The sequence below is a fragment of the Kribbella sp. NPDC003505 genome, assembly GCF_040610875.1.
Classification (GTDB): domain Bacteria; phylum Actinomycetota; class Actinomycetes; order Propionibacteriales; family Kribbellaceae; genus Kribbella.
On the sequence record NZ_JBEXNA010000013.1, the window covers coordinates 131,898 to 144,142 of the forward strand.

Sequence of the window (12,245 nt, forward strand, 5' to 3'; positions counted from 1 at the left end):
AGTGTCTACTCCGTAAGCTTACGCCGTATACATACGGTGTAGACATGACTTCCGAATGAGGTACGGCGATGCGACGCAGTCCTTGGGCCACCCTGGCGGTGCTGGCTCTCGCGCAGTTCATCGTGGTGCTCGACGTGACGATCGTGAATGTCGCGCTGCCCCACATCCAGGCGGACCTGAACTTCTCCGCCGATTCCCTGCAATGGGTGATCAACGCCTACACGCTGCTCTTCGGCGGCTTCCTGCTGCTCGGCGGGCGGATGGCCGACCTGCTCGGTCCGCGCCGCGTGTTCACCGCGGGCCTGGTGCTGTTCGGCGCCACGTCACTGGTCGCCGGCCTGTCCAACTCGCCGGAGTTCCTGATCGGCGCCCGCGCTGTCCAAGGCCTCGGCGGTGCTCTGCTCTCTCCGGCGGCGCTCGCCATCTTGACGATGACCTTCGCCCATGGGCGTGAGCGCAACATCGCGATGGGCGTCTGGGGCGGTCTCGCCGGCCTGGGCGGGACCCTCGGAGTGGTCGCGGGCGGTGTGCTCGTCGATTCGCTGAGCTGGCAGTGGGTGTTCTTCGTCAACGTGCCGATCGTGATCGCACTGGTCGCGCTGATCCCGGTGTTCGTCCGCGACGTGCGGCATGCGACGGGTCGCCGTACCTTCGACACGCTGGGCGCGGTTCTCGGCACTGGCGGCCTGATGGCCGTTGTCTATGGTGTGGTGCGCTCGGAGCCTTCTGGATGGGGTTCGTTCGAGGTCGTCGGCGTACTGACGGCAGGCGTCGTCCTGCTGGCGGCGTTCGTGATCGTGGAGTCCCGGTCGGCAGCGCCGCTCGTTCCATTGCGGTTGTTCCGGTCGCGGGCCTTGAGCGTGTCCGGCGCGTCGCTGGCGCTGAACGGCGCCGGGTTCCTGTCGATGTTCTTCCTGACCGCTATCTACCTGCAGCAGGTTCGTGGGGACAGTGCGCTCGACGCGGGGATCCATTTCCTGCCGATGGGCGGCGCGGCGATCGTCGGCGCGGTCCTCGCCTCGCAGCTCGTGCAGCGGTGGGGGACGCGGACGGTTCAGGTCGCCGGTGCGGTGCTCAGCGTCGCCGGGCTGCTCCTGCTGTCGCAGGCCGACGCGACCGGTAGCTACAGCTCCGAGTTGCTGCCGGGGCTGATCATCTTCGGGTTCGGCATCATCGGTGTCGGCGTGCCGGGGCAGATCAGCGCGGTGTCCGAGGTCCGTCCCGCCGAGGCCGGTGCGGCGTCGGGTGTCGTCAATGCGATGTACCAGGTCGGCGGTGCGCTCGGTCTGGCGATCGTGACCACGCTGTCGATCACGCACACCACCAACGAGCTGACCCACGGCGCGACCCAGCTCCAGGCGCTGCAGTCCGGGTACGAGCGCGGTCTGCTCGCCGCTGCCGCCTTCGCCGTCGCCAACGTCCTGCTGACCTTCGCCACCCCGCAACTCCAGCCCACGTCCGAGCAGCTCACCGAAGCCACCGCCGCCGCATAAGTTGCTGGCAGCAACGTCCGGCCGATCTAGGCTGCACCCCATGCGCCCTCTGATCTGGCCGGACTGCCGCAACACCCGCGACCTCGGCGGCTTACCGACGGCGACAGGTGAGCCGGGTACTCGTCGACGACTTCAGCGGACGCATCGCGTCAGCGGTGACGGCGATCGTGGAGGCGCCGCCGGGGTGTGTGGTGGTGCATTGCCATGCGGGTAAGGACCGGACCGGAGTTGTCGTCGCGTTGACGCTCGACCTGCTCGGTGCGCCCCGCGAAGTGATTGCCGCCGACTACGAAGCTTCTGTTGCGTCCCGCTACGACATTCTCCGGTTGCTGTCGCATCTGGACGATCGGTACGGCGGAGCGGCGGCCTATCTTCTGCGCGCCGGGGTGACTGCTGGACAACTGGGTGAGCTACGTAGTCGCCTCACGGGGTGATCCCTGATGTGTGTGCGGTCCATGAGCTGAAGGCTTGGGGGACCGAACAGACACATGAGGAGATCGGGATGCTGGTGGCATTGGTGACAGCTGCGGCGATGGCCGTGGTTCCTTCGGTGAATTCGCCGCAGGAGTTGCAGAAAGGGCTCGACGGCGTCGTCGCGATCGGCGCGCTCGCGGAAGTGCGGGACGGCGGGCAGGTCTGGCGGGGCAGCAGCGGAGTTGCGGAACTGGGGAGTTCGCGGAAGGTCCCGGTGGCGGGGCGGTTCCGGGCCGGCAGTATCACCAAGACGTTCGTCGCCACGGTCGTGCTGCAGCTCGTCGCCGAGCAGCGGATCCGGCTCGACGACTCGGTGGAGCGTTGGTTGCCGGGCGTCGTCCCGAACGGCGCGAACATCACGGTGCGCCAGTTGCTCAACCACACCAGCGGTTTGTACGACTTCAAGGACACGCTGCCGATGCCGCCGAGTCCGGACTTCTACGCGCTCCAGTACCGGACCTGGACCGCGGCCGAGCAGATCGAGCGGGCGCTCGCGCATCCCCCGGTGTTCGACACGCCGGGTTCGCAGTACGACTACTCGAACACGAACTACCTGCTCGTCGGCGAGATCATCGAGAAGGTCACCGGCCGGACGTACGCCGAGGAGATCGAGCGGCGGCTGATCCGCCTGCTGAGGCTGCACGGTACGACGCTGCCCGGGACGTCGCCGTACATCAAGGGACCGCACCCGCACGGCTACGTGCCCAAGGACGGCGGGCTGGTCGACTTCACCGAACTGAACCCGACACTGTTCGGCGCGGCCGGCGACATGATCTCCACGACCCGCGACCTGAACCGGTTCTTCGCCGCGCTGCTCGGCGGACACCTGCTCCCGGCCCGGTTGCTCGACGCGATGAAGACGCCGGGCACTCCGAACGGCCGGTACGGCCTGGGGCTCTCATGGCACGACACGGCCTGCAAGGTGCGGGTGTACGGCAACGACGGTGACGCCCTCGCGTACCAGGCCTACTCGTTCGCGACCGAGGACACCCGGCGGCAGGTCACGGTTGCCGTCACCCCGCACCTCCCGGACAACCCGGACGCGTCCGTCGACGCCTTCATCGACCGGGTGATCTGCTGAGAAACCGGTCACCCGATGTGACATTGTCCGCGTTGCGGTTTGGTGATCCTGGGAAACGGCGACACTGGTATGGATGCCTTGTTGCCATCTCCCGAAGGGGTCCGGGACCTTGGAACTTGCCATGCTCGGTGCCGACGACTGGCCCATCGCCCGGGAGGTGCGCCTCCGGGCCCTGAAGGATTCACCGTCGGCGTACATCGCCGACTACGAGGTCGAGGTGACCGTCGGTGAGGACGGCTGGCGCGAGCGCTTCACCCGGATGCGATGGGTCGTCGCCCGCGACGAGGCGCGGATCATCGGCCTGGCCAGCTCGGTGCGGGTGCTGGACCGGCCGCCGTACGAACGGCACATCGAGTCGGTCTGGGTCGACCCGCGGTACCGCCGGACCGGCGTACTGCGGGCCGTCCTCGCCGAGCTCGCGGCGATCGAACCCGATGTCACCGAGTGGCGGGTGTGGGTGCTGGACACGAACGCGGTCGCACGCCAGGTGTACGACCGGCTCGGGTTCAGCCCCACCGGCGAACGTCAGCTACTGGAAGACCACTCCGGCCGGTGCGAGATCCGTCTCCGATTCTGTCGGTAGGCCGTAGCCGCAGGACACCCAGTTCGGCAGGCTGAGGTGGCGCAGCGCCTCCTGCTTGCTCAGCCGGGCCGGGAGGTTGCTGAGCATCTTCTGCCAGAGCTCCTCGTCCTCCTGCCAGCTCTCGATGAACTCCACACACAGCTTCGAGGAGATCTTCAGGGCCCAGGCCTTCGCGGTTTCCAGCGACTTCTCGATGCGGCGGTATTCGATGTCGTCGAACGAGGACTTAGCGGCCCGGACGTCGGCGAGTGTCGCGGTGATCGTCTTCATCCGGACGGTTTTGAAGTAGTCCCAGTACGACGGCTCCATGGCGATCCGCAGCTGCTCCTCGAAGGTCGAGCCCGACTGGCCCTCGAAAGCCGCGTACAGCCCCTCGGCCAGCAGGTCGCCGAACTCCTCCCGGGCCGCCCGGTCCGGATCCGCGAACGGGTCGTACTCCAGCTGCCGGACCTCGCCGATCTTCGGGATCGCCCGCCGTGCCGCGTGCCGGGCGAAGAAGAACCAGTCCTCGTTGTAGATGTCGGCGAAGAAGGACAGCTCCGGGCGTTGCAGATCCACGCCGAGGACCGCGCCGCTGACGAACACGTCCTGCGACCCGACCAGCCGGCGTGCGTGGCACACCACCGAGTTGTCCGGGAAGTCCCAGCTGACCATCGAGGCGACCGGGTGCCGGTCCAGGTACCCGGTGAGGCGCCGGACGTCCCGCGCCTTGAGCTGCCTGATGTCGTCGTCGACGAACAGGATCTTGTTCCAGCCGCGCAGCCGGCCGAGCAACAGACCGATGTTGCGTTTCGCGCTGAGATCGCTTGCGCGGCCGGCCGAGGCGTTCTGGAACTTCTCGGCGGAGGTCTTCGGGGCCGGGCACGGCGGCCGGTAGCCCTCGGGGACGTCGATGACGAGCGCCTGGGCGCGGAAGGTGCCCTTCACCCGCTGGACGACCTGCCCGACCTGCGCGCTGTGGCTGCAGAGGACGACCAGCGGCACATCCAGCTCGGCGGACAGTGTGATGACGCTCTGCAGCTCCGACGCCGGCCGCGCGGCCGGTACGACGATCGCGTCCAGGCGCGTGTTCGCGGAAGCTGCAACCGGAACGGATCCGTCGAAGAGCAGGCCCGCGTGGGACGCCTTGATTTGTCTGGCGCGACGGCTCATGCGTCCTCGTCCTCCGGCGACCACTCGAAGAGGCGGTTGTCCTCGATCTCGAGGTCGGGGGTGACGGCCTCGCCGTTGATGACCGGTACGCGCATCAGCAGGCCGTACACGCCGCCGGGGAATCTGTTGGCCAGGTAGACCTCGTTGCGCTCCCGGACTGCGTCGTCGGTCAGCATCCGGACCGCGCCCAGCACACCGCGGCTGTAGACGCCGTTGCAGATGGTGATGGTCCGGCTGTGGTTGAACGGGTTGGGCAGCCGTGCGAACAGCGCGACGTCCTCGACCAGTTCCCGGGGAGTGTCGCCCTTCCAGGCGTCCTGGGCCTGCTCCGCCTCGAGCTCGGCCTTGCTCGGCGCGTCGTCCTCCACGGCGCCCTTGCGCTCCTCCCAGAGCGGCCGGTACTCGCGGCCGTCGCGCGACCGGAAGATCTCGCCGTCGGCCAGGTCCGGGACCGACATCTGCCGGATCGGCAGGTTGTCGAGGACCCGCAGCAGCCGACTGGTGACCCGGTTCCAGGCGATGCCGCCGATCAGGATCAGATGGCCGGACATGTGGTCGGCGCTCACCTCGGACGGCAGCCGGTGCCGCACCCGGAGCTCCGGGTTGGAGGCGCGCACGTGCCCCCACATCTCGATCAGCGCGTCGAGGTCGGCGTACTTGTACAGCCGGGTGTGGTTCGGGTTGTCCTCGTCCGCGAGCGGCGAACGGCCGAGCTCCGGCACCTCCGGGCAGATCAGCGTGATCCGGCCGGACTCGAAGTCGAAGGTGTACGAGCTGCTGGACGACGACGAACCGCTTTGCTGGTGGCGCACGTCGTCCCGCAGCGTCATCAGCTCCCGCTGCAGGGTGCTGAAGCGCTCGCGCTCGGCCGGGCTCAGGTCCTGCTCGCGCGGCAGCCGCTCGAGGGTCGGCGACATCGCGAAGAACAGCGCGTACGACCGCAGCCGGTCCTCGGGGGGAAGTTTCGGGTTGCTCTGCGACTCCCACGAGCTGATCGTCGCCACCGCGACCCGGACGTCGGCGCTGAGCGCCTGCGACACGTCCTTCTGGGTCAGTCCCGCGGTTTCCCGGAGGTCCCGGAGTCGCCTGGCGAGTCGTACGGCCTCTGGAGAGGGGGCCACTGTCACTCCCGAAAATGGTCGACCAACTGCGGGGGCGGCGGATCGGCCGATCCGGTACCCCGCTCTACCTGACTCCACCGAGCCCCGCTGTACTCCGCGCCGCCGGGGGTCACCCGATGGTGTTGTCGCCGTACGACTGGGGGCTCTCTGGTACGGCTCCGATCGCCATTGCTCCTGACAAACTGGCGATTGACCGCAGTTACACCGTGGATCTACCGTAATACTGAAGTCGACCTGAAGCCAACTGAAACCACGCGACGCGCGGATAACAGCAGCATCTGAGGAGCCGGGCGGGGTGCTCGACACGACCTGAGCAGGTTCCCCGCCCTTGCTCGGTGGCGGCCGGGACGCCCTGCCTCGCGGCGAACCCGCGGGCGGTAGTGGGCAAACGGGAGGGTGCGGCGCATTCTGAGGGCATGACGGATCGTGACGTGGTGCTGGTGCGCGGCGACCCGCTTGCGCGGGGGATCGGGGTGACCGGCCTGGTCGGCACCGTGGTGCTGTTCGTGGGGTTGATCGCCGGTTCGCCGGGCGAGCCGCCGATCAAGGCGACTTCCGCTCAGGCCGCCGAGTATGTCCGGGGTCTGGACGCGACCTGGATCCAGCAGTTGGAGATCGTGGCCGACATCGGCATGTTCGTGCTGCTCTGGTTCATGGTGGGGCTGGCCCTGCTTCTCCGCAGGGCCGACGGAGAGGTGCCGTTGCGGTCGACGATGGCGTTCCTGTCCGCAGTGCTGGTTGCCGGCTTCGTCATCCTCGACTCGGCGGAGGAAGCGGCGACCCATCGCGCCGCGGAGCTCGACCAGGGACAGTTGGCCTTCGCGTACGACGTCGGCCATCTGGGGCTCACCAACATCTGGCTGCCCATGGGCGGGTTCGCCTTCGCGTGCGGATGGATCATCCTCACGTCGCGCGCCCTGCCGCGCTGGCTGGGGCGTTGGGGAGTCATCGGCGGTGTCGCTCTGGGCTTCACCCAGTTCTTATGGACGATCGAACCTGCCTGGCTGATTCCCTACCTGGCCGTCTGGTTGTGGCTCGTGACGATCGCCGTACTGCTGATCCGCCGACAGGCACAGCCGACCTGAGCTCCCCAACGGTTGGGGGTCTTCGGCGCGTCTACTAAGTATGATCCTCTTCAGGTTCGGTCCGCTCGTACTCGCACTTCTCGTGCTGCCCGCGTGCGGGAACCAAACGGCGTCGACTTCCGCGCCGAGCCCTGCAACGCCGGCAACGGTTCGCTCGGTGGACCCGACGCAGATACCGCAGGGTCCTCCGACTCCGGCGTTCCTCGAACGTGCGCGCGTGGTCGCGGAAGCCGTCCGCGGAGCTGGGATCCCAGCGCCGCCCGAAGGGGTCTTCCTGTACACGTCCCGCACGCCAGGCCTGATGTTCGACACCAGCGAGCAGAAGGCTGCATGGGGCGCGGGTCACATCGCCATCGCGCCGGGCGTGAAACTCGGAGCGGGCGGCACTACCCGCATCGATTTCGGCGACGGGTCGAATTTCTCGGCGAGTGTTCTCGATCCGCGGCGCGCGCTGAGCGAAGCGATCGGGACGCCGTACGACAACTGCGGGCATCTCGCCGTACCGGCGTCGAAGTGCAGGCTCACGATCACCGGCGGGTCCTTGAAAACAGCCGAGGTCGAGACGAGTAAAGGACGTGCGACCGTCCCCACGTGGTCGTTCACCGTCCGAGGCCTGTCGAGACCGATCGTCGCCGTGGCAATCTCTCAGGACGTCCTCAAGCCTCTCGCCGAGCCCACCCCGCCACCCGGCCTCGCCGAGCCCGACCGCGACAGTCCTGTTGTCGGCAGACTTACCCGGATCGGAGGCGACACCATCACCTTCACCCTCCACCACGGCGCGTGCGACACCAACCTCCAGGCTCACGCCATCGAGTACGACGACATGGTCCTCATCGGCGGATCCCACACGAACGAACAAGTCGCTTGCCGAGCCGTCGGCGTCAGCACGCCGGCCACCCTCACCCTCGCCCAGCCCCTAGGCAACCGCCCCATCATCAACGCCATCACAGGCGCCAGACTCACGTTCTATCCAAACCTCAGGTAGACGTGCCGCCGGGAGTGCATCGGTCGCCGTCCCGCGGGCTACGGGAACAAGAGGATGAGGACCACGGCGAGCACGACGCCGCCAAGCAGGTACGGAACCATGCCACGCCAGTAGGCCTTGCTGTTGCCGGACTTCCGGGCGCCCCTGATCATGTAGTACGCGCAGCCGGCGGCGACGAACATGCAGAGCGTGCCGACGACGTCCCGTTTCCAGGCCCAGGTGACTATGGCGAGGATGACCGCGGCGATGACGCTCTCCGCGATTCGGCTCGCTGAATTCTGCTGATCGGCCACGGTATCCCCCCGAGGTTCCCCCAGGCCGGCATGGCAAATGCTACTCCCGCCGTCAGCACCTGTCGCCGCCGCGACCTCATCACACGGGCGTCGTCGCGCGCGGCCGCGTGGCGCGCGTGGGAAAGAAGACCCCTCCCCGGCGACCGGAGAGGGCGGTGGTGGTCAGGGGCGGTCTCGAATCGCCGACCTTCCGTTTTCAGTTCGACCGACCTTGGCCTGCTGGCGCGCATAACCGCTGTGGAGCAGGGCTTACCGTCCACCGGCGGTAGTGGCTGGCGAATGGTGTTGCTGGATCTGTCGCTGGACCCAGCGACAGGCGGTTGGGCCAACGGCCAGGACTCGTGACACGCATGCGACATCGATTCGGTTCACCTAGGCGGCTGTGAGCTTTCCCGCACGTTCCGGCTGGGCGCCCGCAGGCAAATCGACGTACTGCCTGATGGAAGCCGTGCACAAGCATCGGCCGCAGATCCGGAAGGACCATCACCATGTCTCAGAGCACCAAACGCCGCCTGGCCCGTGGCATCGGCGCCGCCGTCGTCGCGACCGCCGCCTCCGCCACTCTTGCTGTCGGCGCGGCGGGAGCGAGTACCCAGGTGACACAGGGGGCGGGGATCACCGTGCCGGGCGACCCGACCGCAGCACCCGCCAGCCTCGTCGCGAGCCTGGAGGGCCGCAACGAAGTCACGGGCGGCGATCCGGACGGGCAGGCGCTGGAACTCATCGGCATCGAGGGCAATACGCTCAGCTACTCGGTGTCCTGGCGCGGCATCGCCACCCCGACCGAGGCTGCCATCCACGCCGCCGGTCGAGGAGCGGACGGCCCTGTCGTCGTGCCTCTGTTCACTACGAGCCGTCTTTCGGGTAGCTCCGCCTCCGGCAGCGTCACCGTCACCGACCCGGCCGTGCTTGACGCATTGCGCTCGAACCCGGGCGGCTTCTACACCGAGCTGCGCACCAACGAGTTCCCGAACGGAGCCGTACGTGCCCAGCTGCACCGCCTCAGTCACGCGGTCAGCACGACCGGAGCGGCCGCAGTGCAGGAGTCGGTGGTCCTCGGCAGCCAGATCTACGCCTGCACCATGCAATCCGACGGCTCGTTCGCCTTCACCCAGAACAACGTCGAGGCGCGCCTCACCGGCGGCATCCACCACACCTTCGTCCAGCCGGCCGCCGGCCCGCCGCAGTGGCAAGCAGCTGATGGCAGCGCTGTCACCGGCAAGGTCGTCTCCAAGAACGCCAACGGAGCCGGCAACATCGCCGAACTGGACCTCGACGCTACCCAGATCGGCAACTCCTCCGGACTGCTGTCGAACGCCGTCGAGGTGCTTCGCCTCAACACAGTCGGCGGCGTCGCCCCAACCGGCACCTGCGACCCGCAGACCACGCCGCTCGTCAACATCCCGTACCAGGCCGACTACGTGTTCATCAACGGCTAGCCACTGCGATCTGAAGGAGCCGCCACGCGCCCGCATCTGACGTGACGCTTGTTCGATCGGCAAGATGGCCTCGACCCCTTGAGCTAGAAGGGGTCGAGGCCATCGTCTTTGAATACCGTTGGCGACCAGTGTCGCCGGTCCGGGTAGGAGTCTGCTTCGGACTGAGCTCACCCCACGCCGGACATCGGTGGGCACGCCGCCGTACACCTGACGATGACGACCTTTGGACAACTGATCAGCCCGCACACACGACCACACTGTGAATGCCCGTCAGACGACGCGGTGCGACTCGGTCCTGGCCGGCGTACGTCGTCGCACGCGCGCGGCAGCGCGCAACAAGTGGGCGGCAGCCCGCAGAGGCGAGCGTTAGCTCGCAGGAGGCCGGTGCCAAGCCGGAGGGCGGGTGGGAGCTCGCAGGAGCAGGTGCGCTGAGGAGCGGAGCGACGAAGAAAGCGCCTGCGATGCGTGCGTGGGAAAGAAAAATCCCTCCCCGGCGACCGGAGAGGGTGGTGGTGGTCAGGGGCGGTCTCGAACCGCCGAACTTCCGCTTTTCAGGTCGACTGCGGTCCTTGGGCTCCATGGAGCCGGTGTTGCAGAGCAAGGCTCGTCGGTCGGCTCGGATGGTTGCTGTCGCCACCTGTTGCGGTCCCGGTTGCGGTCATCAGATCCGAGCCCTGGTCTACGGCGGCCAGGTCGCCGAACCCGCCGACGCCGACTGCGTCCTCCGGCGTCCACGGCTTCCACGGCGCCTCCTCCCCGCCGAACGCCCCTCGCCGACCAACCCCGAACCTCACCTCCATCACTTTCTGAGGTACGGGTACGGCGTGAGACGTAGGCCGGTATCCGCGGCGACGACGGCCCGGTCGCCGAGCGGCTTGCCGAGGGTGACGACCGCGGTCGATGTCTTCCCCACGTCCGCGCCGCCCGGGAGCAATGGACCGTGACTGCCGCCGATGACCACCAGATCGTCGTACTCGACGACGTGGGCCCGGAGGTCGGTCTCATAGAGTCCGTGGCTCAGCTCGAAACTGAGGGTCTTGCCGTCGACCCAGTCGAGAACGCCGACGCGGAGCAGACCCTGCTCGAGCCGGGCGAGGCCGGGTAGCGGGTCGGGCCACTGCAGCGACTTGAGCACATCCGCGGGGGCTGCGACGGCGACAAGAGGTCTCGACAGGCCTCGCACCGTGAAGGACCAAGCCGGCACGGTCACCCGGCCATGGCTGGTCTCCACGTCGGTCATCGTCAACGAGCCGCCGGTGATCGTGAGCGTTTCGCAGCTCGGCATCCGCTCGCAGATGTCGTTCGGCGGCCCGATCGCCTCGGTCAGAGCTTGCTGAGCGTCGAGCACCTGCATCGTCTCATTCGACCCATCCGCGAAAAAGACCCGCGTCGTACCACCCTCCGGGAACTGGACCCCGTCCGCGAAGGCGACCCGCCCGGACGACCACGAGTTCTTCTGCTGCGAGGTGTCGAACCCGAGCCCCGGCGTCCGCGTCGAGTACAAGAAGACCCCGGTCACCGGCGTCGGAATCCCCGCCGCCCGGACGACCCGCGCCACCACTCCCGCGCGCTCCACAAATGCTTGTGTGGGCTGAGCTTGCGGCACCAGATCACCGCCCGGTGTCTTCCATGCCGGCCGAGGGGCCGACGTACTACTGGGCGCAGAGCCCGGCGCTGCCTCGGACCCACACCCTCCGAGAGCCAGCACCAGCACCACCCCCAACCACACCTTCCCCACCATGGGGCCGAGTATCCGCTTCCCTTCTCGGCCCCTCAAGCAGCGTGAGACGCGGTACGTGCGAGGGCTCGACGCCGACGGGTCGGTCTGCTGCGGCCGACTGCTGCCGGTTGGGTGCGCACCTTCCGCTTTTCAGTTCGACCGCGGCTCTGGGGCTGCCTACGAGAACAGTTGCTCAGTGGCTCGCTCCGTAGGGCGAGGTCGGCGGCTGACGTTGGCCGTTGCAGTCCTGGTTGCGGTCGGCTAGCAGCGCAATCTCGGGTGGCTCACGACCTCTTCGATGCCATTCACACCGAGTCGTTCGGCACCCGCCGGGACAGTCGACACAGATCCTGCACATCCACGGTCGCCCGTGGGCGGATCATCGACTTGCTTTCCAGAGTCTCGCCACCTTCTCGGCCTGGTTCTCCAAGTCGAGTGTGTCCACCCCTGGATGCGATGGTCGGCGTCCGGGGGTTCGCTGCGTCCGCGTCGTGCAGCATTCGGAATTCATGGTCAGTCAGCCAGACCTTGCGGGACGCCGCACGCCGCATCGCCTCTGGCAAACCGACCGTCATATGCACGATCAGGCACCCGGGTAGCCCGCATCTGTACAGGTCGCAGGTCTCTGGCGTGAGCACGTCAGTGACGATGACCTCAATTCCCATGGCCAGGAAACTGCGTGCCAGGCTGCAAGCGTTTGTCACACCGAGCCACTGCTGTTCCCGGCCTTCCTCTCCCTCCCACGGAGCGGCAGCACCGGTGACGACGAATTGGCGCACGTCATCCACATCGATGAAGGCACATCTCGGGCGACTTTCC

Annotated in this window: 12 protein-coding genes; 7 read left to right on the top strand and 5 right to left on the bottom strand. The window is 67.6% G+C overall.

Annotated elements, in window-relative coordinates; translation table 11 throughout:
* The first annotated feature begins 68 nt into the window (after positions 1 to 68).
* The 4 genes from ABZX12_RS35135 (at position 69) to ABZX12_RS35150 (ending at position 3,631) form a co-directional block, all read left to right on the top strand.
* Positions 69 to 1,493, top strand: a complete 1,425-nt coding sequence (locus ABZX12_RS35135; RefSeq protein ID WP_355699753.1) for an MFS transporter — start codon at positions 69 to 71, stop codon at positions 1,491 to 1,493.
* A 107-nt stretch (positions 1,494 to 1,600) separates the two neighbouring features.
* On the top strand, positions 1,601 to 1,927 hold the full coding sequence (locus ABZX12_RS35140; protein ID WP_355699754.1) for a tyrosine-protein phosphatase: 327 nt from the start codon (positions 1,601 to 1,603) through the stop codon (positions 1,925 to 1,927).
* A gap of 68 nt (positions 1,928 to 1,995) precedes the next feature.
* On the top strand, positions 1,996 to 3,048 hold the full coding sequence (locus ABZX12_RS35145; RefSeq protein WP_355699755.1) for a serine hydrolase domain-containing protein: 1,053 nt from the start codon (positions 1,996 to 1,998) through the stop codon (positions 3,046 to 3,048).
* Between the two features lie 121 nt (positions 3,049 to 3,169).
* Positions 3,170 to 3,631, top strand: coding sequence for a GNAT family N-acetyltransferase (locus ABZX12_RS35150; protein ID WP_355699756.1), 462 nt, complete (start codon positions 3,170 to 3,172; stop codon positions 3,629 to 3,631).
* Here the strand turns inward: ABZX12_RS35150 and ABZX12_RS35155 are convergent.
* Together ABZX12_RS35155 and ABZX12_RS35160 are read right to left on the bottom strand one after the other, a co-directional pair.
* Positions 3,578 to 4,783: a hypothetical protein gene (locus ABZX12_RS35155; RefSeq protein ID WP_355699757.1), complete on the bottom strand. Its 1,206-nt coding sequence runs from the start codon at positions 4,781 to 4,783 to the stop codon at positions 3,578 to 3,580. The genes ABZX12_RS35150 and ABZX12_RS35155 overlap by 54 nt on opposite strands.
* Positions 4,780 to 5,904 carry a helix-turn-helix domain-containing protein gene (locus tag ABZX12_RS35160; RefSeq protein ID WP_355699758.1) on the bottom strand — a complete coding sequence of 375 codons (1,125 nt, stop codon included), beginning with the start codon at positions 5,902 to 5,904 and terminating at the stop codon, positions 4,780 to 4,782. The genes ABZX12_RS35155 and ABZX12_RS35160 overlap by 4 nt, the downstream gene beginning before the upstream one ends.
* A gap of 416 nt (positions 5,905 to 6,320) precedes the next feature.
* Here ABZX12_RS35160 and ABZX12_RS35165 point away from each other — a divergent pair, with 416 nt between their 5' ends.
* Entirely contained in the window at positions 6,321 to 6,989 is a 669-nt protein-coding gene (locus ABZX12_RS35165) for a hypothetical protein (RefSeq protein WP_355699759.1), read from the top strand.
* Between the two features lie 157 nt (positions 6,990 to 7,146).
* Positions 7,147 to 7,974, top strand: coding sequence for a hypothetical protein (locus tag ABZX12_RS35170; RefSeq protein ID WP_355699760.1), 828 nt, complete (start codon positions 7,147 to 7,149; stop codon positions 7,972 to 7,974).
* A gap of 38 nt (positions 7,975 to 8,012) precedes the next feature.
* Here ABZX12_RS35170 and ABZX12_RS35175 read toward each other — a convergent pair whose 3' ends face one another.
* Entirely contained in the window at positions 8,013 to 8,267 is a 255-nt protein-coding gene (locus ABZX12_RS35175) for a hypothetical protein (protein WP_355699761.1), read from the bottom strand.
* Positions 8,268 to 8,755: 488 nt separating this feature from the next.
* Here ABZX12_RS35175 and ABZX12_RS35180 point away from each other — a divergent pair, with 488 nt between their 5' ends.
* Positions 8,756 to 9,706, top strand: a complete 951-nt coding sequence (locus ABZX12_RS35180; protein WP_355699762.1) for a CHRD domain-containing protein — start codon at positions 8,756 to 8,758, stop codon at positions 9,704 to 9,706.
* 799 nt (positions 9,707 to 10,505) lie between these two features.
* On the opposite strand, the gene ABZX12_RS35185 is transcribed toward ABZX12_RS35180, so the two are convergent.
* The gene (locus ABZX12_RS35185; RefSeq protein WP_355699763.1) at positions 10,506 to 11,282 is read right to left on the bottom strand and encodes a hypothetical protein; all 777 of its coding nucleotides are present in this window, start codon (positions 11,280 to 11,282) and stop codon (positions 10,506 to 10,508) included.
* Positions 11,283 to 11,731: 449 nt separating this feature from the next.
* Positions 11,732 to 12,214 (bottom strand): hypothetical protein, encoded by a 483-nt coding sequence (locus ABZX12_RS35190; RefSeq protein ID WP_355699764.1) that lies wholly within the window; start codon positions 12,212 to 12,214, stop codon positions 11,732 to 11,734.
* Positions 12,215 to 12,245: the final 31 nt, after the last annotated feature.